This window comes from Ruegeria sp. AL11 (assembly GCF_056540865.1).
The window spans coordinates 75,964-97,976 of sequence record NZ_JBQFXO010000011.1 but is presented as its reverse complement, the minus strand read 5'-3'; the positions used below and the strand labels follow the sequence as shown (position 1 = coordinate 97,976).

At 58.9% G+C, this 22,013-nt stretch carries 20 protein-coding genes; 8 read left to right on the top strand and 12 right to left on the bottom strand.

Features of this window, described 5'->3' with window-relative positions; translation table 11 throughout:
• Positions 1 to 95 precede the first annotated feature (95 nt).
• The gene (gene rimO, locus ACR0IP_RS17955; protein ID WP_480527040.1) at positions 96 to 1,484 is read right to left on the bottom strand and encodes a 30S ribosomal protein S12 methylthiotransferase RimO; all 1,389 of its coding nucleotides are present in this window, start codon (positions 1,482 to 1,484) and stop codon (positions 96 to 98) included.
• Between the two features lie 96 nt (positions 1,485 to 1,580).
• Here rimO and ACR0IP_RS17950 point away from each other — a divergent pair, with 96 nt between their 5' ends.
• The gene (locus ACR0IP_RS17950; protein WP_480527038.1) at positions 1,581 to 3,530 is read left to right on the top strand and encodes an AsmA family protein; all 1,950 of its coding nucleotides are present in this window, start codon (positions 1,581 to 1,583) and stop codon (positions 3,528 to 3,530) included.
• A gap of 28 nt (positions 3,531 to 3,558) precedes the next feature.
• Here the strand turns inward: ACR0IP_RS17950 and ACR0IP_RS17945 are convergent, their stop codons facing one another.
• The 4 genes from ACR0IP_RS17945 to ACR0IP_RS17930 are packed head-to-tail and all read right to left on the bottom strand — an operon-like array spanning position 3,559 to position 8,115.
• Complete coding sequence (locus tag ACR0IP_RS17945) at positions 3,559 to 5,055, bottom strand: phosphomannomutase/phosphoglucomutase (protein ID WP_480527036.1); 1,497 nt, start codon at positions 5,053 to 5,055, stop codon at positions 3,559 to 3,561.
• Between the two features lie 15 nt (positions 5,056 to 5,070).
• Positions 5,071 to 5,904, bottom strand: a complete 834-nt coding sequence (gene kdsA / locus ACR0IP_RS17940; protein ID WP_170689277.1) for a 3-deoxy-8-phosphooctulonate synthase — start codon at positions 5,902 to 5,904, stop codon at positions 5,071 to 5,073.
• A gap of 5 nt (positions 5,905 to 5,909) precedes the next feature.
• Positions 5,910 to 7,478 (bottom strand): KpsE/RkpR family capsule polysaccharide export protein, encoded by a 1,569-nt coding sequence (locus ACR0IP_RS17935; protein WP_480527033.1) that lies wholly within the window; start codon positions 7,476 to 7,478, stop codon positions 5,910 to 5,912.
• A complete protein-coding gene (locus tag ACR0IP_RS17930) occupies positions 7,456 to 8,115 on the bottom strand; it encodes an ABC transporter ATP-binding protein (RefSeq protein WP_480527031.1) in 660 nt (219 codons plus the stop codon). The genes ACR0IP_RS17935 and ACR0IP_RS17930 overlap by 23 nt, the downstream gene beginning before the upstream one ends.
• Positions 8,116 to 8,352: 237 nt before the next feature.
• On the opposite strand from ACR0IP_RS17930, the gene ACR0IP_RS17925 reads away from it, so the two are divergent.
• On the top strand, positions 8,353 to 8,940 hold the full coding sequence (locus ACR0IP_RS17925) for a uracil-DNA glycosylase family protein (protein WP_170689280.1): 588 nt from the start codon (positions 8,353 to 8,355) through the stop codon (positions 8,938 to 8,940).
• Entirely contained in the window at positions 8,933 to 9,721 is a 789-nt protein-coding gene (locus tag ACR0IP_RS17920; RefSeq protein ID WP_480527028.1) for an SseB family protein, read from the top strand. The genes ACR0IP_RS17925 and ACR0IP_RS17920 overlap by 8 nt, the downstream gene beginning before the upstream one ends.
• A 68-nt stretch (positions 9,722 to 9,789) precedes the next feature.
• Here the strand turns inward: ACR0IP_RS17920 and yghU are convergent, their stop codons facing one another.
• On the bottom strand, positions 9,790 to 10,668 hold the full coding sequence (gene yghU, locus ACR0IP_RS17915; RefSeq protein ID WP_480527026.1) for a glutathione-dependent disulfide-bond oxidoreductase: 879 nt from the start codon (positions 10,666 to 10,668) through the stop codon (positions 9,790 to 9,792).
• 229 nt (positions 10,669 to 10,897) lie between these two features.
• Between yghU and ACR0IP_RS17910 the strand changes: the two genes are divergently transcribed.
• Entirely contained in the window at positions 10,898 to 11,416 is a 519-nt protein-coding gene (locus tag ACR0IP_RS17910) for a YHS domain-containing (seleno)protein (protein WP_170374769.1), read from the top strand.
• A gap of 70 nt (positions 11,417 to 11,486) precedes the next feature.
• Here ACR0IP_RS17910 and ACR0IP_RS17905 read toward each other — a convergent pair whose 3' ends face one another.
• Both ACR0IP_RS17905 and metF read right to left on the bottom strand, forming a co-directional pair.
• Entirely contained in the window at positions 11,487 to 12,149 is a 663-nt protein-coding gene (locus ACR0IP_RS17905; protein WP_170468215.1) for a J domain-containing protein, read from the bottom strand.
• Positions 12,150 to 12,332: 183 nt separating this feature from the next.
• The gene (gene metF / locus ACR0IP_RS17900; protein ID WP_170468213.1) at positions 12,333 to 13,199 is read right to left on the bottom strand and encodes a methylenetetrahydrofolate reductase [NAD(P)H]; all 867 of its coding nucleotides are present in this window, start codon (positions 13,197 to 13,199) and stop codon (positions 12,333 to 12,335) included.
• 94 nt (positions 13,200 to 13,293) lie between these two features.
• Here metF and ACR0IP_RS17895 point away from each other — a divergent pair, with 94 nt between their 5' ends.
• Together ACR0IP_RS17895 and ACR0IP_RS17890 are read left to right on the top strand one after the other, a co-directional pair.
• Positions 13,294 to 14,199, top strand: coding sequence for a LysR family transcriptional regulator (locus ACR0IP_RS17895; protein ID WP_170555813.1), 906 nt, complete (start codon positions 13,294 to 13,296; stop codon positions 14,197 to 14,199).
• A 98-nt stretch (positions 14,200 to 14,297) separates the two neighbouring features.
• Positions 14,298 to 15,083 (top strand): inositol monophosphatase family protein, encoded by a 786-nt coding sequence (locus tag ACR0IP_RS17890; RefSeq protein ID WP_170680437.1) that lies wholly within the window; start codon positions 14,298 to 14,300, stop codon positions 15,081 to 15,083.
• A 106-nt stretch (positions 15,084 to 15,189) separates the two neighbouring features.
• On the opposite strand, the gene ACR0IP_RS17885 is transcribed toward ACR0IP_RS17890, so the two are convergent.
• Complete coding sequence (locus tag ACR0IP_RS17885) at positions 15,190 to 15,933, bottom strand: rhomboid family intramembrane serine protease (RefSeq protein ID WP_480527022.1); 744 nt, start codon at positions 15,931 to 15,933, stop codon at positions 15,190 to 15,192.
• 42 nt (positions 15,934 to 15,975) lie between these two features.
• Entirely contained in the window at positions 15,976 to 19,374 is a 3,399-nt protein-coding gene (putA, locus tag ACR0IP_RS17880; protein ID WP_425085178.1) for a bifunctional proline dehydrogenase/L-glutamate gamma-semialdehyde dehydrogenase PutA, read from the bottom strand.
• Positions 19,375 to 19,477: 103 nt separating this feature from the next.
• On the opposite strand from putA, the gene ACR0IP_RS17875 reads away from it, so the two are divergent.
• Positions 19,478 to 19,966, top strand: a complete 489-nt coding sequence (locus tag ACR0IP_RS17875) for an Lrp/AsnC family transcriptional regulator (RefSeq protein WP_170480350.1) — start codon at positions 19,478 to 19,480, stop codon at positions 19,964 to 19,966.
• Between the two features lie 30 nt (positions 19,967 to 19,996).
• Positions 19,997 to 20,563 carry a tetratricopeptide repeat protein gene (locus tag ACR0IP_RS17870; protein ID WP_170637389.1) on the top strand — a complete coding sequence of 189 codons (567 nt, stop codon included), beginning with the start codon at positions 19,997 to 19,999 and terminating at the stop codon, positions 20,561 to 20,563.
• A gap of 213 nt (positions 20,564 to 20,776) precedes the next feature.
• On the opposite strand, the gene ACR0IP_RS17865 is transcribed toward ACR0IP_RS17870, so the two are convergent.
• Positions 20,777 to 21,235: a putative molybdenum carrier protein gene (locus tag ACR0IP_RS17865; protein ID WP_480527019.1), complete on the bottom strand. Its 459-nt coding sequence runs from the start codon at positions 21,233 to 21,235 to the stop codon at positions 20,777 to 20,779.
• The gene (locus ACR0IP_RS17860) at positions 21,232 to 21,915 is read right to left on the bottom strand and encodes an SOS response-associated peptidase (RefSeq protein WP_480527017.1); all 684 of its coding nucleotides are present in this window, start codon (positions 21,913 to 21,915) and stop codon (positions 21,232 to 21,234) included. Before ACR0IP_RS17860 ends, ACR0IP_RS17865 begins: the two co-directional genes overlap by 4 nt.
• Positions 21,916 to 22,013: the final 98 nt, after the last annotated feature.

The following is a 22,013-nucleotide window of genomic DNA, read 5'->3' as shown; positions in this document are numbered from 1 at the left end:
TTCAGCATCGCGGCTTTGGCGGGCAAGCGCCAATAAACTCGGCTCACGCTTGCCCTAACTTATTTGTAGTTGTCAGATCATAGGGTTAGGGGTGTTCAAACCCGTTTGCCCCACAAGTCATACTCACCCGCTTCATCGACCTCGACCGTAACGAGGTCTCCGGGTTTGAGGGTTTCGAACCCCTCATCAATGAAAAGGTTGCCGTCAATCTCGGGCGCGTCGGCCTTGGTTCGGCAGGTGGCGGCCTCGTCATCGACCTCATCCACGATGACCTGGAGGGTCTGACCGACCTTGGCTTCCAGTTTGGCTTCAGAGATCGCCTGCGCTTTCTCCATGAAACGGTCCCATCGGTCCTGCTTGACCTCAGGGGCCACATGATCGGGCAGATCGTTCGAGCGCGCGCCATCAACGTTTTCGTACTGAAAACAACCAACACGATCCAATTGCGCCTCGTCCATCCAATCGAGCAAGGTCTGGAATTCGGCCTCGGTCTCGCCTGGAAAGCCAACAATGAAGGTCGAGCGCAGAGTGATGTCCGGGCAGATCTCGCGCCAGGCTTTGATCTCATCGAGTGTTTTGGCGGCTGCGGCCGGACGGGCCATGCGCTTCAGCACATCCGGGTGCGCATGCTGAAAGGGGATATCCAGATAGGGCAGCACGTTGCAGCCCGCATCTGCCATCAGCGGGATCAACTCGCGCACATGCGGGTAGGGGTAGACATAGTGTAGCCGAATCCAGGCATCGAGCTGCCCCAATTCGCGCGCCAGATCGGTGATATGGCTGCGCACCTCGCGGTCCTTCCACGGGTTCACATCGTATTTCCGGTCCAACCCATAGGCCGAGGTATCCTGACTGATCACCAGCAGCTCACGCACACCATTGTCGACAAGCTTTTCGGCCTCGCGCAGCACGGCATGGGCCGGACGGCTGGCGAGCTTGCCGCGCATGTCGGGGATGATGCAGAACTTGCACTTGTGGTTACAGCCCTCAGAGATCTTGAGATAGCTGTAGTGCCGCGGAGTCAGCTGCACAGAACTAGCAGGCAACAGGTCAACGAATGGGTCCGGATCAGGCGGCACCGCCACATGTACCGCGTCCAAAACCTGCTCGTATTGATGCGGGCCGGTGACCGCCATGATACGCGGGTGGTGTTCCCGGATATAGTCTGGCTCGGCCCCCAAACAGCCGGTCACGATGACCTTGCCGTTTTCGACCAGAGCCTCGCCGATGGCGTCCAGAGATTCGGCCTTGGCGCTGTCCAGAAATCCGCAGGTGTTCACAATCACGGCATCGGCCCCGGAATAATCGGGCGAAATGCCGTACCCTTCGGCGCGCAACCGGGTTAGGATGCGCTCGCTGTCTACCAGCGCTTTGGGGCAGCCCAATGAGACCATACCAATGGTCGGCTGGCCTGAACGCGGCGTGTCGGTGATCCGGGCAGACGGGGCAAGGTCGGGGCGGAGGTTTGGCGGATTGCTACTCATGCGGCCGCATATAGTTTGGATTGGTTCCCCTTGCAAATGCGGCCGTGGGTTTGAATGATACCTCAAACACAAGCCCAAAAGGCGGAGAGCAGTTCGATGAAATGGCTGATACGTATCCTGTTCGTCTTGGTGGCCGTTGTGGGCCTTGTTGTGGGCGCGCTTTTGTTGATGCCCGGCGACAAACTGGGGGCGCTTCTGGCCGAACAGGTCAAAGCGGAAACGGGGCGCGACCTGACCTTCTCGGGCGATGTTTCGATCTCTTTCTGGCCGGTTCTGGGCCTTGAAACCGGGCCAGTCACCTTCGGCAATGCCGAGTGGGCGGGGTCTGAGCCGATGCTGAGCGCTGAAAGCCTGTCTTTCGGCGTGGATGCGGCGGCGCTGTGGGGAGGCGAGATCAGGATCAAACGGGTCTTTGCTGACAGCCCTGTTCTGCGGCTGGAATACGCTAACGGCCGGGGCAATTGGGAACTGACCGCACCTGCCTCCGCACCCAGCACCGGAGGAGGAACAGTGTCCGCGCCTCAGGCCACGCAACCGATCACACTCGACCGACTGGAACTCAGCAACGCGCGCCTGATCTTTATCGAAAACGGAGCGACCAAGTGGAATTTCCGGGACGTTAACCTCTCGGCGCAATGGCCGGATGTCTCGGCCCCGATGATCATGGAGGCCAATATGGCCGTGCCCGGTGGCACTGTTCAGGTGAATCTGAAGCTGCCTGACCTGCCAGCCTTCGCCTCGGGCGGCGCGGCACCTCTGGAGCTTTCGATGACAGCACCGGGCGGGCGTATCGCCTTCAACGGGCGCGCGACCATCGAAGGAGAAATGGACGGCAAGACTGAGGTCAAGACCAGCAATACCGACGCCATGCTGGCCGCGTTCGGGCAGGCGGGCGTGGCGGTGCCCAATGGTCTGGGGCGTGTGGCAGATGTGGCGGGGCAAATGACTTACACGCGGGACGGTCGCATCTCTTTGCGAAACATGACTGCAGTGCTAGATCACAACCGGTTCGATGGCGAGGCCGATATCGTGATTTCAGACCCTCCAAAGATCACAGCGCGTTTGCGGGCGGGGGATCTGGATTTTTCGACCTTCGCAGACACCGTCGACACAGGCTACGGTGGCGGTGGGGCCTCTTCTGCCAGTGACGGGTGGTCGACGACACCTATCGACGCGTCGGCGCTGGGCTTGGCGAATGGCTCGATTCGACTGACCGCGTCCTCCATCGCCGTGCCGGACATGACGCTTGGGCAAAGCGACCTGACGCTCAACCTCGACCGATCACGTGCGGTTCTGAAAATGCAACCTGCGACTCTGTTTTCCGGACAGTTGAACGGTCAGGTAGTGGCCAATAATCGCAACGGCCTGTCCGTCGGCGGAAACTTCAAAGCCGAAGGAATCGACGTGCAGCAGGCGCTGTCAACGCTCGGAGGGGTTGAACGGCTGACGGGAACGGCCTCGGCCTCGCTGGAGTTTCTGGGCGTGGGGCAGACCGAAGATGCGATCATGCGGTCGCTGTCCGGGAAGGGCGATATTTCGGTCGGGAAGGGCGTCATCTCCGGCTTCGACCTGAACCGGCTAATGGGGCGCGGCGAAGGGTCCGGAGGGACCACAGTGTTCAACAGCCTGACAGCCAGTTTCACGATGGATGGCGGCAATCTGACGAACAACGACCTGCTCATGTCGCTGGATAATTTCAGGGCGGATGGATCGGGACGCGTAGGGATCGGCGCGCGCGATATCGACTATCTGTTCACGCCGGTCGCCCTGCGTGCTAACTCAGGCGAAGGCATCGCTGTGCCTGTGCGTATTGTCGGCCCGTGGAGCGACCCTTCGATCCGTCCGGACCTGACAAAGGTCATCGAGGCAGCGGCAGAGGGAAAGCTGAAAGATCTGGAAAACGACGCCAAAACCAAGGTTCTGGAAAAGGTCGGGTCAGAGCTGGACTCGACCATCACAGACACTGATCAAATCGAAGACGTGCTTAAGGACAAGCTAGAGGAGGAAGCCAAGAAAGGCTTGCTCAAGCTGTTCGGAGGGGATTGATCGGGGCGCACATCGGCGCCCCTTTCTTTTAGATCGTTTGGTCGTAGTCGCCGACGCCGGGCTCGGTCCGGATGACAGCATCGATGTCGGCAAAGATAGCCCGCATCTCTGCTTCGCTTTCGCTGCTTTCGCAGACGACAACCAAATTGGGGGTGTTCGACGAGGCCCGCACCAGACCCCAGCTGCCATTGTCCAAAATGACGCGCGCGCCGTTGACGGTGACGACCTCTTTGATTGCGCGACCCGCGAAGCTATCGCCCGCGTCGGCCTTGGCAACCAACTTGTCCACCAGACGCTGAAGGATATCGTATTTCTCGGTGTCAGCGGCATAGGGTGACATTGTCGGAGTTGACCATGTCTTGGGCAAAGCCTTGCGCAAATCGGACATGCTCTGATCCGGATTGCGGTCCATCAATTTGCAGATTTCCACCGCAACGCGCATCCCGCAGTCATATCCGCGCCCAACAGGCTCGGCGAGGAAGTAGTGGCCGGATTTCTCGAACCCTGCGAGAGCTCCGATTTCCTTGACCCGGCGTTTCATATGGCTGTGGCCGGTTTTCCAGTAATCTGCCTTGACGCCATGGGCCTGCAGTTCTGGATCGCTGGCGAACAGGCCAGTGGATTTCACGTCGGCCACGAAGGTCGCGCCGGGATGCAGCTTGGCCAGATCGCGCGCCATGATGACACCGACCTTGTCGGCAAAGATCTCTTCGCCCTCGTCATCGACCACACCGCAGCGATCGCCGTCGCCGTCAAATCCCAAGGCCAGATCGGCACCGCTGGATTTCACCGCATCCGCCATGTCATGCAGCATCTCCATGGCTTCGGGGTTCGGGTTGTAGTTCGGGAACGTGTAGTCGAGTTCGTTGTGGCTGGGCACAACCTCAACACCGATCCGCTCAAAAATCTCGGGTGCAAATGCCGAGGCAGTGCCATTACCCGTGGCGCAAACCACCTTAAGCGGGCGGGACATTTTGAAATCACCGACCAGATCGTCGATATAGGCCTCTTTAACGCCATCGACGAATTCATACGAGCCGCCCTCACGCGCCACTGTCTCGCCATTCAGCACAATGTCGCGCAGCTCGGACATCTCATCCGGGCCGTGGGTCAGCGGTCGGTCGAAACCCATTTTGACCCCGGTCCAGCCGTTTGGGTTATGGCTGGCGGTGACCATCGCCACCGCCGGAACATCCAGATGGAATTGCGCGAAATAGGCCATTGGGCTGAGGGCAGGGCCGATGTCCTTCACCTGAACACCCGCCTGCATCAGGCCGAGGATCAACGCGTTTTTGATGGCCAGAGAATAGTCGCGGTAGTCATTGCCAACCGCAATGACCGGCGCGATGCCGCGTTTGTGCATCTGAGTACCGATCCCAAGACCAAGGGCGGTCATGCCCGGCAGGTTGATCTCATCAGGGTACTTCCAGCGTGCATCATATTCGCGGAACCCGGTGGGTTTGATCATCGGGTCGCGCAGAAAGCTCCAGGTGTTTGGGGTCACCTCGGGAATGGGTTTGGTCATAACTGGTCTCAATCGTTAAATCTGAATCGGGTTCGCTTTGGCCAGCGCATCAAAACGCATCAATGTGTCAACAAGATGGGGCATCTGATCCAAAGGGATCATGTTGGGGCCATCAGACGGTGCTGTGTCGGGGTCCTGATGCGTTTCGATGAACACCGCTCCGATCCCCAGCGATACGGCGGCGCGCGCCATCACCGGCGCAAATTCGCGCTGCCCACCCGAGGAGCCACCTTTGCCACCGGGCTGTTGCACCGAATGGGTCGCGTCCATCACGACCGGATAGCCCGTCTTCGCCATTTGCGGCAGGCCCCGCATATCGGCCACCAGAGTATTGTACCCGAACGAGGTTCCACGTTCCGTCAGGAGGATATTCTGGTTCCCGGTGCTTTCGATCTTGTCGACGATGTTGCCCATTTCCCAGGGGGCGAGAAACTGACCTTTCTTGACGTTCACAGCCTTACCCGTTGCGCCCGCCGCCAAAAGCATATCGGTCTGGCGACACAGAAAAGCTGGGATCTGCAGAATATCGACGGCCTCAGCCGCGATGGCGCATTGGGCTTCGGTGTGGACATCGGTCAGCACCGGAATGCCCATGGTGCTGCGGATGTCATCCAGAACCTTCAGCCCCGCATCAATCCCCATGCCGCGCTTGCCGGACAAAGAGGTTCGGTTCGCCTTGTCATACGACGCCTTGAAAACATACTGCGCCCCGGCCGCGTCGCAGGCTTCTTTCATGGCGCCCGCAATCATTTGGGCATGGTCTGCCGTCTCAAGCTGGCAGGGGCCGGCAATGATGGTCAGAGGAAGGTCATTGCCGACCGTCAGGTCGGAGATTTTTACATGTTTCATGTGTCTTACGAGGATACCTGTTCACGAAGGACCGACGCGGTAAGCGAGATCATCAGGTAGATACCAGCAAACAACAGGAAAGCCAAAATCGTATTTTCGAACTTCCTTGGATAGGTCGGATCCTGCGCCTCCACCGGGTTCACCGAAACTGTTAGGTACCGCACTTTGCGGTTCGCCTCGGACCGCGTGGTTTCCATTTGTTGCATCGCCGTTTGCAGCATCATGTCACGCGCTGCCAGATCAGCCTGCGCCATCTGGATTCGGACGCTCAGCCGCGCCAGCGAGTTTTCGCCTGCGGACGCGTCCAGCATCTCGGCGTTCAACTCGGCTAGGACAACTTCCAGGCGGGCGATATCGGCACTGACCCCGTCGACCTTGGCCTGGTTTGGTCGGCGGTTGTCTTGCAGGGCGGCCAGTTCCAGCTCTTTATCCTGAATGGCGACCTCGATCTCATTGATCCGACCGCGAAGACCGGCGATGACGTTTTCTGGGTCCAGCAAAGCACCCTGCAACTGCAACTCGATCAGCGCTTCTTGCGCCCGTCGTCTTTCATCCTGAGCGGCCTCAAACCCTTCCCGCGCATCGCGCATCTGATCCTCGCGCTTGAGGCCGGACAGGCTGTTGATCCGCTCTTCCGCGTAAGAGATCAGGAGTTGGGACAGTTCGACGGCAGTTTCGGGCTCGGGTGCGGCAACTTCCATTCGCACAATCCCGTCGCTTGGGTCATAGCCGATGGTCACCATGCGTCTGTAAAGCTTGTAGGTGTCTTCCAAGCTAGCGTTTTCTGGTAGTCTCTGGATCGGGTCGATCCAATCCTGTTTGAAGATTTCAGAAAAGCCGATATCCTTTTCCAGACGTTCCAGAGCGTCCTTGGATTCCAAAAATTCTTGAGTGGAAACAGAATCCTGCGCGGTTGCAAATTGAGTCCCGCTCAGCAGGCCGCCAATCGCTCCACCACCGCCGTCGGCCTGAAGGATCGAATAGGCCGAGTCGCTGGCATACATCGGTGTCGCAATCCGATAGAAATAATAGCCGACAACGAACGTGGGCAGAAAGACGAACACGGCAAGCCGCGCAAACAGCGCCGCCAGTTTCTTTTTTCGGCGGAGGGCGATGTCCTTCTGGATCTGACCGATTTCACGGTCGCGCCGCTCGGCCGGGCTCATCTCAGGTCCTGGCAGAGTCTGAGGGGCCTCGCTCACCGGTTGTGGCAACTGGACGGCTGCCGTTTCGTCACTCTCCGTTTTCGCCGAAGCATTTGCCGAGGCCAGTTCCAGCAAATTGCTGCGCCGGAATGGATCAATACCCTTCTTGCGTAGCAGGCGTACCGCGTCATAGTCAGAAGTCGCCGCCAGTCCGTGTTTGCTGGCCAGACGCCGGGCAATACGCAATTGCCGACCGGTAGGGCCTTCGCGCTTGATATCGTCCAGCTCGGTCCCGGGCTGCGTTTCGCCTGACGAGGCCTGCGTTGCGCTGCGGATGCGGGCCATGGCGTCCGAGCGGGCCTCGGGCGAGGTGCCTGATTGCGCCTTGTGGCGCCAGTTGTATTTTCTAACCTTGGGTTTCGTAGTCATATAACTGCTTTGCCTCTTCCAAGGTTTCAAACATGTGCAGCTGGCCGTCGACCAAAACGGCCGCCTGTTTCACGAATTTTTCCAGCGTTGCGGGGCTGTGCGATACGATGACCAGCGTTGTCGTGCGCAGCCTTTCCTGCAAGATTGCGCCGGCCTTATGGTTGAATTCCACATCCGTGGACGCGGGCATGCCCTCATCAATCAGGTACATGTCGAAGTCCAGTGCCAGCATCAGCGCAAAGGTGAATCTGGCTTTCATGCCCGACGAATAGGTGGCCAAAGGCTGGTTGAAATACTCGCCGAGACCGCACAGCCAGCTGCAGTAGGCTTCGACATAGTCGGGGTCCATACCGTAGATTTTGGCGATATAGCGTGCGTTCTCCATTGCAGACATCTTCGAGGAGACACCACCGGTAAACCCCATCGGGAAAGACACTTTGCACTCACGCCGGATGACCCCTTCATCGGGCTTTTCCAAACCCGCCATCATATTGATCAGAGTGGTTTTTCCCGTCCCGTTCGGCGCAAGCACACCCAGCGAGGTTCCGAGTTCGACACGGAACGAAGCCCGGTCGAGGATCACCTTGCGGCGTGTCCCCGTCCAGAAGGATTTACTGACATTCTCGAATTCAAGCATGCTTGGCCTGCTGCTCAATCCTTTGGTTTGATCGCTCTTTTTGGTGAGCGTTTGGATGCGAGGTCTATCGTTTCATGTTGGCTACATTATGTCGAATTATGAAACAAATGTTCAATGCATCTTCACAAAGTGCAGATCACATCGTGGCAAACATCAACACGAAAAGATGTTTTGGCGGCAACTTCGAGGGTGGCTATCATCCTTTGATTCTCACGATTTCGGGGCAAGACAGCGGCTATGAGTGATCTGCAAAAGGAAATCTCGGCCTGTCGGCTGTGTGCGGATGCGTTCGCGCAAACCGCGACGCAGCACGCGCCGCGTCCTGTCGTCTGGTTCCGCGCTGGCACTCCGATCCTGGTTGCGGGGCAGGCTCCGGGCGCACGGGTACATGAGTCGGGGCGGCCTTTTACAGACCCGTCGGGGGATCGCTTGCGGGATTGGTTGGGGATCGACGAGGGGGTGTTTTACAACCGAGATCGTTTGTCCATCGTGCCTATGGCCTTCTGCTTTCCCGGATATGACGAGCGAAAAGCGGATCTGCCGCCCCCTGCCTTGTGCCGCAAAACCTGGCATGAACGGGTCGTTGAGGCGCTTGGGCCGGTCCCTCTGACAGTGTTGGTCGGGGGGCACGCACATAAGTACCATCTTGGGGTGCACAGTTCGGTCACCGAGACGGTTCGCAATTGGCGAGACCACGCGCCGCACATCTTTGCCTTGCCTCATCCGTCCTGGCGCAATACGGCATGGATCAAGAAAAACCCGTGGTTCGAGACCGACCTGCTGCCGGCCTTGCAGGCACGGGTGCAAGAGGTTCTGAATGACTGAAGCAACGGCGCTGGACACAGCGCATACCGCGATGGACGCCGCTCCGCAGGACGATGCCGCCCGGCTGCGGTTTTTTGAGCGGCTGGCTGATAGTGAGCTGTTCTTGATGCTGACCGAAGAGGCGCAGGGCGAGAATATCTCGCCTGAGCTGTTCGACGTGGCCGATGGCCGTTTCGTACTGGCCTTTGATCGCGAGGATCGGTTGGCGCAATTCGCCGGACGTCCGGTTCCATACGCGGCGCTTTCGGGGCGTATCCTGTCTTCGATGCTGGCGGGGCAGGGGATCGGTCTGGGTCTGAACATCGAGGTCGCTCCATCCTCGATGCTGATCCCGTCCGAGGCGCTGGGTTGGCTGGCGACAACGCTAGAACATGCGCCTGATGAGGTCGAAGAGAAACTGGCCGAGTTTTTGCCTCCGACCGGCCTACCGGAAACCCTGTTACGCGCGTTGGATACAAAGCTGTCGACTGCAGTCGGTCTGGCACAGTCGGCCTATCTGGTCGGCACCAAATCCGAATCCGGTGCTTCGGGCCACTTGCTGGGCTTTGTCGGGGCCGTGGACGGGGCGCAATCAGCGCTGGCCAAGGCTGCGTCCGAGGCTCTGACCTTTTCGGGGATCGAAGCCGGAGCGATGGATGTCGGTTTTTTTGCACCCGAAGCCCCCGCTGCCGCGTCTCTGGCGAAGGTTGGTTTGCGGTTCGACCTGCCGCAACCCGAAGTCCGTGACCTGACCCGGCCTGTGCCCGGCAGCGATCCCGAGAACCCGCCGATCCTGAAATAAAAAGCGCGGTGCACACTTTTGCACCGCGCTAAATGTCTTGGAGAGTCTCTAACGAAACTCGAAGAGAACTAGTCTGCCGCTGCTTCCAATTTGTCCTGCGTACGGGTTTCGAAGTCGCTGGCCTCATGACGTTCATGAAGCTGTGTGTGCGGCTCGCCAAACGCGCGGTTGACCATGCGGCCCCGCTTTACGGCCGGGCGCGCGTCAATCGCTTTGGCCCAACGCATGACGTTTTCATAGGATTCCACATCCAGGAACTCGGCAGCATCATAGAGACGCCCAAGAACCAGCTGCCCATACCAGGGCCAAATCGCCATATCCGCAATCGAGTAATCCTCGCCTGCGATATAGGTGTTTTCGGCCAGTTGACGGTCCAACACGTCCAGCTGGCGCTTGGCTTCCATGGCAAAGCGGTTGATCGGATATTCCCATTTCTCAGGCGCGTAAGCGTAGAAATGGCCGAATCCGCCGCCCAGATACGGCGCGCTACCCATCTGCCAGAACACCCAGTTCATCACCTCGGTCCGCTCCGGGCCTGACTCGGGCAAGAACGCTCCGAACTTTTCGGCCAGATGGAACAGGATTGAGGCGCTTTCGAACACGCGCACCGGAGCATCACCTGACCGATCCCAGAGCGCCGGGATTTTCGAGTTCGGGTTCGCCTCGACAAAGCCCGAGCTGAACTGATCCCCTTCACCGATGTTGATCAGCCACGCGTTGTATTCGGCTTCTTCGTGACCCTGAGCCAAAAGCTCTTCAAGCATGACTGTCACTTTGACGCCATTGGGCGTTGCCAGCGAATAGAGCTGTATGGGGTGGCGGCCAATGGGCAAGTCCTTGTCATGGGTTGCTCCGGCGATGGGGCGGTTGATATTGGCGAAGCGTCCGCCGCTTTCGCTATCCCAGGTCCAGACTTTGGGGGGAGTGTAAGTGGATTGATCGCTCATCTGATGCCTTTCTTGCCAATCGCAGGGCTGCAAAGCCGATGCGCTAACAGCTAATGTTGCAATTCCCCGAGTCCAACCCCGCTTGACGCAGGAAACTGTAATAATTCTCTCACGAAATCTCGTTGATGGTCACACCGGCGCGAGCGGCCCTACGAAGCGCCTCAGAATCGCTTATTGTTTGTCGTGTCAGCCAAACGGCACCCCCGATACACGAAAAAGGAATGACCACATGAAACGTTTTGCCCTGTCTTTTGCTGCGGCCATGGCTCTGGCAATTCCGGCTTTTGCAGGCCCCCAATATGTCGACGGAACCGGATTTGCGGTCTCTGGCTATGATGTTGTAGCCTATCGCGGCCTTGATCAGGCACCGGTGGGGACGTCGCAGCCAGAAGGTGTACGCGGCAATGCCGACATCACGGCGGAATACAACGGCGCAACTTGGGCTTTTGCATCGGAGGAGAACCGCGATAAGTTTCTTGAGAACCCGGCCTACTACGCGCCTCAGTATGACGGGCATTGCGCCTATGGCGTCTCAAAAGGCGGCAAGGTTCCGGCAAACCCGAACCTGTGGCGCATCGTTGATGACAAGCTGTACCTGAACATAACCGACGTTGTTGTAGGCTTCTTCGAAGAGGACATCCCGGGCAACATCAACCTGGCCGAAGGCAACTGGCCCGGTATCGAAAGCGCAGACGCATCGACCAGCGTGATCCCGAAATTCACCTCGGAAGGTCCTGTCACCAACTGATCGCGCAGACAATGTTGTGAAGAAAAACAAGCCCGGCTCCCCCCACTGAGCCGGGCTTTTTTCTGGCTGACTATCCAGCCAGCCAGAATTCGTCGATCATGTCCTGATTGGCTTCGAACCGGATACGAACACTTTTTGCCCCCGGAAACTTGCGTTCGCAAATGGTGTCAGGAATCACCACCTCGCCCGGTCCGGTGTTGTTGGACTTGAAGCTCAGGATCTCAGTCTCGACATGCCGTCTGTTGCTTAGCACCGAGGTCGGAAGTGCGATGCGGTTCGCCCCTTCGGTTACCGGAGTTGCTACGAAAAAGGTCAAGTGGCGGCCATAGCATCCGACGGCATCGGGCACATGGTCTGATGCAGCCGGTTCGACATCGGCGTTCCGAGTTGATGGCGAATTTGCCATATGCGGCAGTGCTTGTGTCGGGTTCAGTATGGATTTGCAGGCGGAGATGTCCTCTGGCGGCAACTCGATCACACGCTTTTTGAGGCGCGGCCGCTTAGGCATTTGCGGGCCCGATGCGCCTTTTGCGCCCAACCCCTGTTTGCGTAGAAAATCATAGGCAGTCTTGGCGCGCGAGAAGTCTTCGCAATCCCCCGGCATATGGTCGGGATGCGCCCGGAAGGCAATATTGCGCCAAGCTTCGCGGATTTCGTCGGAACTGGCAGAGGGCGACAACCCTAGGTCCGCCAGCGCGCTGTTTCGCGCTGCGATCTTATCGACAGGTTTCATACTCAAAAACACTCATTAACGTACACGAGACCAGTTTGAGTACGGTCACGATTTTGTCAAATTCTTCTCAAGATTGAATTAGTTGCGGGGGACAATGATCTGGCCGTGCTGACATTGTTCCAGCGGCAAGCAAAATGCCCGCGCTTTCGGATGGCGCGGGCATTTCGTCTTTGTCGAAAGGGGTTAGGCGACGTTCTGCAGTTCAGCCTTCGGCGTGATCCCAAGGGCGAAGCACACGTCGCGGGTCAGCTCGGGCCGGTTCAGGGTGTAGAAGTGCAGCTTGTCCACACCACCCTCCAGCAGGTCCGAACACAGCTCGGTGCAAAGGGCCGTAGCCAGCAGATCCTCGCGATCATCACGCAAGGCTTTTTCAAAGGCGTGATCGACCCAATCGGGTATCCGTGTACCGCAGCGCTGTGCAAAGGCGCGCGCGCCTTTCCAGTTTTCGATCGGCAGGATGCCCGGCACGATCGGCTTGTCGATCCCGGCTTTTTCGCAGGCGTCGCGGAACCGGAAGAAGGTCTCGGCCTCGAAGAAGAACTGCGTCAGTGCTTCATCGGCGCCCGCGTCCAGCTTGGCCTTTAGCCAGTCGATATCGGCCCGCGTATCCCGTGCTTCGGGATGAATGTCGGGATAGGCACCAACCCGAATGCTGAACATCTCGGTTTCTGCGAGGGCCTCAATCAATTCAACAGAGTTGGCAAAACCTTCGGGGTGAGGGACAAACCTGTCCTGACCCTTCGGCGGATCGCCCCGCAATGCGACGATGTTCTCTACACCGGCACGGGCGAAGGTGTCTGCAATATCCAGCGTTTCCTGACGCGAAGCATCGACGCAGGTCAAATGCGCCGCAACCGGCAGTCCCGATGACTTGTGCAAAGTCGCCACGGCATCGCGCGTCAACTCTCGCGTCGTGCCTCCCGCGCCGTAGGTAACCGAAACGAACCGGGGCTCCAGAGGGGCCAGCGTCTGCACCGTATCCCATAGCCGGAATGAGGCCTCCAGCGTTTTGGGTGGAAAAAACTCGAATGAGATTTCAGGTTTGGTCATCGCAGCCTCTCAGGATCAACTGAGGGTCTTGTCGCATGACACGCATTGTGAGACAAACTCATATTCCTCAAGAACAACATGAGCTTTACTTCAAATGCACATCGAATTCCGGCACCTGCGCACCATCAAGGCGATCCATGACTGTGGCGGCCTTGCGCGTGCGGCCGATCAGCTGAACATCACCCAATCGGCGCTGAGCCACCAGATCAAAGGGCTGGAGGATCAGGCCGGGGTCGAACTGTTCCTGCGTCGGTCCAAGCCGATGAAGCTGTCTGCGGCGGGGCTGCGACTGTTGCGGCTGGCCGAGCAGATTCTGCCTCAGGTCGAAGCCGCGCAGCATGAGTTCTCATCCCTGCGCGATGGCCGCACGGGTCGGATGCATATTGCGATTGAATGCCACGCCTGTTTCGAATGGCTATTTCCGGTGCTGGAGTCCTTCCGCAAGTCCTGGGGCGATGTAGACGTGGATATTCGCCCCGGTTTGGCCTTTGACGCGCTGCCTGCCTTGCAAAAGGAAGAGGTTGATCTGGTCGTATCCTCCGACCCCGAAGACCTGCTGGGTGTCGAGTTCGTGGAATTGTTCGACTATAACCCGGTATTCGTCGCGGCATCTTCCCATCCGCTGGCCGAGAAAGACTTCATTGAGGCCGAGGATTTTCGCGGTCAGACCCTGATCACCTATCCGGTCGAGCGCACGCGATTGGACGTGTTCAGCCAGTTGTTGATCCCGGCGCGGGTTGAACCAGCCAGCATCCGACAGGTTGAACTGACAGCCGTGATCCTGCTGCTTGTCGCCTCAAATCGGGGGATTTCTGTCCTGCCGGATTGGGTCGTGCGCGAGGTCAAATACAACTCAGACTACGTCACCCGCCCGCTGACAAAAGAAGGGATTACACGTCGTCTCTATGCCGCTGTCCGCACTGAGGATCTGGAAAAACCCTTTGTCCAAGATCTGGTCAAGCTGGCGCGAGACGAGGCGCGGAAGTTGCAGGCGCAGTAACGGCGTTTCGCTAAGGTCTGCTATGCGCATCATTCCTCTTGGCAAGGGCGCATTGCATCAGTATACGCGCGGTTTGACCGGACAGGAGCCTTTTCACAATGGTTGGCAGTGCAAATCTCAACATCATGATCAAAGCCGCGCGCAAGGCGGGGCGGTCTCTGGTCAAGGATTTCCGTGAAGTCGAGAACCTGCAGGTGTCGATGAAGGGCGCGGGCGATTTCGTGTCCAAGGCCGATATCGCTGCCGAGGCCATCCTGAAAGAGGAACTGCTGGGCGCGCGTCCGACCTATGGTTGGCTGGCCGAAGAGGGCGGCGCGATTGACGGCGAGGACCCGACCCGCCGCTGGATCGTTGATCCGCTGGATGGCACCACCAACTTCCTGCACGGGTTGCCGCACTGGGCGATCTCGATCGCGCTTGAGCACAAAGGCAAGATCGTCGCCGGTGTGATCTACGACGCCGCCAAGGACGAGATGTTCTTTGCCGAAAAAGGCGAGGGCGCCTGGATGAACGACATGCGTATCCGCGTCTCGGGCCGTCACCGCATGATCGAGTCGGTTTTCTCGACCGGTTTGCCTTTTGGCGGTCGCTCGGATCTGCCGGCCACGCTGCAGGATCTGGCGCGCCTGATGCCCGCCTGTGCCGGCGTGCGCCGTTGGGGCGCTGCGGCGCTCGACATGGCTTATGTGGCCGCAGGCCGTTACGAGGGGTTCTGGGAACGTCGCCTGAACGCGTGGGACTTGGCCGCCGGGATCATCATCGTGAAAGAGGCCGGTGGTCTGGTTCAACCCTTGAACCCCGAAGGCAGCATTCTGGAAGATGGCGAGGTCATCTGCGCCAACGAGCCGATCTTTGACAGCTTTGCCAAGGTCATCCGGGGCTAGATCGCTTTGCGTTTGATTTGAATCGAAAAACGCTGCCTCTCCCTTCGATCGAACGCGCATTTCGACCACTTTGCCTCAGATAAAACGCAAAACGCTTTAAACGCCTTTACCTACGCGGCACGCGCGGGATCCGCGATTGCGAAAGCTTGTATTTCGTCTCGGGGTGAGGCGGGTGACCGTGCGTGCGGTCCCAGTACGCTGGCCCTCCGCGTTTCAGCCAGAGTGGGATACATAGGATCAGCCCCACGATGAACCCACCGGTATGGGCCCAATAGGCAACGCCGCCTTCGTCGGGGTTGCTGGAAAGACTGCCGAAAAACTGCAGGGCCAGCCAGACCCCGAGCATTACGAAGGCCGGGATGGTAAAGACCCGGAAATAGACGATCAGGATCAGCAGAATATCCACGCGGGCTTTGGGGAAAAGCAGCAGGTACCCGCCCATCACGCCAGCAATCGCCCCGGATGCGCCGATTGTGGGCACCACCGAGTCAGGTGCGGTGATCACATGGATCAGCCCCGCTCCGATCCCGGCGACAAGGTAGAACAGCAGAAAGGGTAGGTGGCCCATTTCGTCTTCCAGATTATCGCCGAAAATCCAAAGAAACAGCATGTTGCCCGCCAGATGCATCCATCCGCCATGCAGGAACATCGAGGTCACGAAGGTCTCGAGTGCGACCCCTTCGGCGCTGCGGGCGGGAATGATTGCGTAGTCGAAATAGAACTGCTGAAGCACCCGTGCGTTGTCCATGATCCCGACATAGCTGACGAAGATTAGGATGTTAGCAGCCAGTAGGGCGTAGACAACATAGGGTGTGCGCCCCGAGGGGTTGTGATCTCGGATCGGAAACATGGCGCGACGCTGGGCTTTTCCGGGCCCAGCGTCAAGGTCAGGTTATGCCGCACCACCCAACAGCGCCGCATTGCCGCCCGCCGCCGTCGTGTCGACGCAGACATGGCGTTCCGCCAGCACCCGCGTACGATCCGACAGTCCGGGGATCATGGGCAGGATCGGCCCGTCGCGCCGCGCCAGATGCTGTTCTATCTGACGGGCGGTTTCCTCGTCTCCCCACCACAGAACGCCCGCGAAGCCGGTCAGGTTTTCCAAACGATGCAGATCGAGCATGCCCGTCGCCTCAATCGCCGTCCCACCCAAAGCCAAAACCGCATCTGCCTGAGCGCGCGCAGCGCTCTCGCCGGGGCCGAGACATAACAGCGGAGGCCGGGCAAATTCAGACAACCGGTTTGATTCCCCCGTAGGTCCGGGCAGGGTTTGGGTTCGAAAAGGGGCCGGTTGCCCTTTCGGCGCGGGCAATTCCGCAGTTGCCCGCCATGTCTCTGAGGTGCTCTGACGATCCGGAGCGCAGAACCGGGCCAAGTAGTTCGGCCCACCCGCTTTGGGACCAGTGCCCGAAAGCCCCTCGCCTCCGAAAGGCTGAGATCCCACGATGGCGCCGATCTGGTTGCGGTTCACATAGACATTGCCCGCGTGGATCGCCTCGGTCACATGCTGAACCCGGTCGTCGATGCGAGTGTGCAGGCCGAAGGTCAGCCCGTAGCCAGTGGCGTTGATGTCGGCGATTACCGTGTCGATCTCTTGCGCTTTGAAGCGAGCGACATGCAGAACCGGGCCGAATATTTCACGTTCCAAATCGGCGATGCTGCCGATTTCGATCAGGGTGGGGGCAATGAATGTCCCCTCGGGCGGCGTGTTGAGTTCTTTAAGAACGCGCCCTTCTGCACGGGCTTTCGCGACATGGTCCGCGATTCCCTGACGCGCGGTCTCATCAATGACCGGCCCGCAATCAGTTGAGATCAGCCACGGATCACCGACCTGCAGCGCATCCATCGCGCCTTTGAGCATGGTCAGCACATCCTCGGCGATATCCTCTTGCAGATAGAGACTGCGCAGGGCTGAGCAGCGCTGACCAGCTGATTGAAACGCGCTTTCGATGATGGATTGCACCGCCTGTTCCGGCAGCGCCGTGCTGTCCACGATCATCGCGTTCAAACCACCTGTCTCAGCGATCAGAGGTGTGCCGGGTCGCATGTTCTGTGCCATGGCCGAGCGGATTTTCAACGCCGTCGCCGTAGATCCGGTGAACGCCACACCCGAGACGCGCGCATCCGAGGTGAGCGCGGCCCCGACCTCTGGTCCGCCTGGCAGCAGTTGCAACACATCGCGGGGAACTCCGGCCTCGTGCAACAGCTGCACCGCGCGATGCGCGATCAGAGGCGTCTGCGGCGCGGGTTTGGCGAGGACGGCGTTGCCGGTTGCCAAAGCCGCCGAAATCTGTCCGGTGAAAATCGCCAGGGGGAAGTTCCACGGGCTGATACAGGTGAAGACCCCAGCCGGTTTGGCATCGGGGATGTTCGCCGCGTAGTAGCGCAGGAAATCCACCGCTTCGCGCAGCTCGGCAACGGCATCGGGCAGGGATTTCCCCGCCTCGCGAGCCAGAAGGGCGAAGAGTTCTCCGAAATGGGCCTCATACAGGTCGGCGGCTGCGTTCAGAGCTTTGACGCGTTGCTCTGCCGGGGCTTGCCATGGGCTGGCCGAGGCCAGGGCAAGCTCCACATCCGCAATACTGGTCGACGCAACTGTGCCGGGCTTGTCCTGGGGTTTGGCCGGGTTAATCACCGGCTCTTCAGCCATGGGTTTCGCGTCCTCGGACAGCAAAGGCTCCGCGCGCCAATCAGTTGCTTGGAACCGATCCCGCGCTGCGTCGATCTGGTCCAGCGTCGGTGTGTGGTGCAGATCAAAGCCCTTGGAGTTGGGACGCTCGGGCAAAAACAGCTCTGGCCCGGTTGGCAGAGGCGAGGGCGGTGTCTCAGCTGCAGTGAATGGATCAGCGGCGACCTCTTCCGGTGGGACGGCCTCATCCACAATCTGGTTCACGAAGGATGAGTTCGCGCCGTTCTCCAGCAGACGCCGGACCAGATAGGCCAGCAAATCGCGATGCGCGCCGACCGGCGCGTAGATGCGGCAGCGGGTTTTGTGTTTGTCCAATACCAGACCGTGCAGCGTTTCGCCCATCCCATGCAGGCGCTGGAACTCGAATGGCTGTCCCTCGGCCATGTGCAGGATCGCGCTGACGGTATGCGCGTTATGCGTGGCAAATTGCGGATAGATCCGGTCGGTCATGCCCAGCAGCTTGCGGGCATTGGCGATATACGAGACATCGGTCGCGGCCTTATGGGTGAAGACTGGGAAGCCATCGACACCTTCGACCTGCGCGCGCTTGATCTCCGTATCCCAATAGGCGCCTTTGACCAGCCGCACCATCAGCTTGCGATCATGGCGCCCGGCCATTTCATAGAGCGTATCCAGAACGAGCCCGGCGCGCGGGCCGTAAGCTTGCACGACGATGCCGAACCCATCCCAACCGGCCAAGGCGGGCTCGGCCATGACTTCCTCGATGACTTGCAGGGACAGGGACAGCCGGTCGGCTTCCTCGGCATCCACGTTCAGGCCCATGCCAGCAGCTTTGGCCAGAAGGGCCAGTGCGCGCAGGCGGGGGACAAGTTCATCCATGACCCGCGCCTCCTGCGCCAGCTCATAGCGTGGATGCAGGGCAGACAGCTTGACCGAAATGCCGGGATTGGCGCAGATATCGTCATGAGTACACGCCTCGGCAATGGCGGCGATAGCGCGCGAATAGGACAGGTGATAGCGGGCGGCGTCGGCCTCGGTCCGGGCCGCTTCGCCCAACATATCGTAGGAGTAGGTGTAGCCCTTGGCCTCCATCCCGCTGGCGCGTTCCATGGCCGATTGAATCGTCTCGCCCAGAACGAACTGACGCCCCATCTCCTTCATCGCGCGTCCAACAGCGGTTCGGATGACCGGTTCACCCAGCCGCTTGATCGCCCCGCGGATGGCGCTGACGGGCGAGGCCTTACCCTCATCCAACACCTTGCCGGTCAGCATCAAGGCCCAGGTCGAGGCGTTGACCAGCGAGGATGAGGACTGCCCCAAATGTTTGCCCCAGTCCGAGGGCGCGATCTTGTCTTCGATAAGCGCATCAATCGTATCTGCATCGGGTACTCGCAGAAGCGCCTCGGCCAGACACATCAGCGCCACGCCTTCGTCAGTGGACAGGCCGTATTCAGCCAGAAACACCTCCATCATGCCGGGCGAGGTGCTGGACCGGATATCGCGGACCAATTGGGCCGCCGCGTCGCAGATGGCGCGACGGTCCGACTCGGACAGGTCTGCCTGGTGGGTCAATGCCTGCAGAACGGTCGATTGATCGGCATAGGTGTGGGTGTCGATGGATGTGCGCAGGCTGTGAGACATTGTTCCTCCGGGCGTTTTTATCAGTATACGCGCATTTTTTCGGGACAACGGACCAAGTTTTGACATACACAGGTCAAACGAACTGATTTTTGACGGTATTTCGATGCAAATGGACTTTCCGAACCTCGACCGTTTTGATCGCGCGATTCTGCAGGCTCTGGCCGAAGACGGGCGCATCTCGGTCGCGGATCTGGCGCGGCGGATCGGGTTGTCGAAATCGCCGACCCAGGCACGGTTGAAGCGGCTTGAGGCAGATGGGGTGATTACAGGATACCGAGCAATGTTGGATCCGATCCGGTTGGGGCTAGATCACGTGGCCTTTGTCGAGGTGCGCATGACTGACACGCGGGAAAAAGCGCTGGCCGAGTTCAATGCCGCGGTCCGCAAGATCGCGGAGATCGAGCAAGCCCATATGATCGCGTCGAATTTCGACTATCTGCTGAAGGTGCGCACCGGGTCGATGTCGGAATACCGCGCGGTGCTGGCCGAGAAGATCTCGTCTCTGCCGCATGTCGCCAATACCTCGACCTTTGTTGCGATGGAAGCGGTGAAAGAAACCGGATTGCTGGGTGGCATCGACCGCGAAACTTGACCAAAGCGGATTGTGCGTCACACTTGGTCTATGATCCGCACGTTCATAGCACCTGTCTTTGCCCTTTGGCTTACAACTCCCGCTTTGGCGCAATCCTGCCCGTCTGCACCGGACCATTCGGAAGGAATGGGCGCGCTGATTGCACAAATTCAACAGGCCGAGTCGCAGTCTGAGGCGCGCGGGATTTCCAACCAGATGTGGGAGCTGTGGACCGATGCGCCCGACCTTCGCGCTCAGACGCTATTGGATCGTGGCATGGCGCGGCGCGAGGCATCGGATCTTCTGGGCGCTTTGCAAGAGCTAGATGAACTGGTGGTCTACTGCCCGGAATATGCCGAAGGGTACAACCAACGTGCCTTCGTCAATTTCCTGCGGCAAGACTTCCCTTCAGCTTTGGTTGATCTGGATCGGGCGCTGGAGCTATCCCCAAATCACATCGCGGCCATGAGTGGCCGGGCCCTAACGTTGCTGGGTCTGCGGAGATTGGATGAGGCCCGTTCTGCCCTGACTGCGGCCCTTGAGCTGAACCCATGGCTGTCCGAGCGGGCCTTGCTGGAACCGGGCGGCGCGCTAGAGCCGCCGGGCGAGGATATCTGACAGACCCACTGCCCCAAGGAAATGCACGCCCGGCGTGATTTCGGTTCTTGACGCCCCCAGATGCTTGGATCACTCAACCCAAACGCTGAAAGGGTATAGCTTAGTGGTAATGGTGGCAGTGTGGAATTTTCGATCAATGGACCGCAGGGGTTGTTAATACCGTCGGGTTTACCGGTCAGCCCTTTAAGAACTTCGGGCGTGTGAGAAACTGGCCTAGGAGGTCGAAAGTGCGTCGCTCAGGAAAGCAAACGCTTTCGAACATACCCCAGGTGCCTCAGATTCACGTGGTCCGGCAACGTTGAGAACCGAAGGCTTGATCGATGCGACCCATTGCCGAACCCGCTCAGTTTCTAGACGGTTTTTATCTGCAAGCGCGATACGCAAAACCGGTTTTCCTAACTCACTTGCGACTTGATGAGTATAGTTCGTGCCGGGACTTTCTGATCCATCAGTCAGAATAAGCGTCGCGTCGCTTGAACCGACGTTGAGCCGGGTTCTGACGTCTGGTTCTGGCGAAGGTGCTTCCGTTAGACCTGAGTATCGCTCTGGAATGCGGCCAGCTTCGTTGATGCGACCTTTGGGAACCCAGCCGCCGTAGCTCAAACCGCGTTGGATAGCGAACTCAAGTGCAGCCAAGTCTACGCCAGTTTGCCCACCCGATACGATTTTCACGGCAATCTTCCTGCTGAGTCCGACTTCTCACCTTCGCCAGACCGAACAATTTGCATTTCGTTCGAATTTAGGGGCTCCAGCAGTTCGAATGCGTCATTCGCGTTGCCATCCATCCATTGCTCATAGTCCTCCGGCTTGAGGATGGCGGGCATTCTCTGCGGGTGTATGGGCTTTACCAGTTCATTGGCCGTCGTGGTGATGACGGTGTAGGTTTCAACCTCCTCGGGCCCTTCAAGGCCCTGGTATCGCGAGGTTTGCCACATACCCGCAAATGCGAGTGGCGGGCGGTCTTCATCGCCCTTCAGGGCGAACCAGTGGTAGGTGGCAGGGTTTTTTCCTTGGGCCTCACAGAACGAACTAACCGGAACGAGGCAACGCCGCTCCTCAAAGCTCTGTTTCCACAAGCCGTTTGAGCGCACCTTGTCATCACGTGCGTTATTCAAGGCACCCGGTTGGATAATAGCACCGGTTTTCTTTGACTTCTTTGTCGTACGAAATCCCCAACTCAGCGAGACCAGCTCACGCTTACCTTCGTCGCCTTTCCTGACCACAGGGGCTAAGGGCTTTGGATAAATGGCTGGGAATGGTTCCGCATTCCCCAGCGTGTCGCGTTCAACGGTCACGTCAAACAGATGGCGCATCGCTGTGGCCGGGATGGTGTTGGAGTAGAGGTTGCACATGGCTCCAAAAGCTACGCACAAGACCTAAGTTGGACAAGGTTGCGCGACTTACCGTGTCGCAAAGCGACGTGATCTATCCCCAGACCCATGGTAGTGGC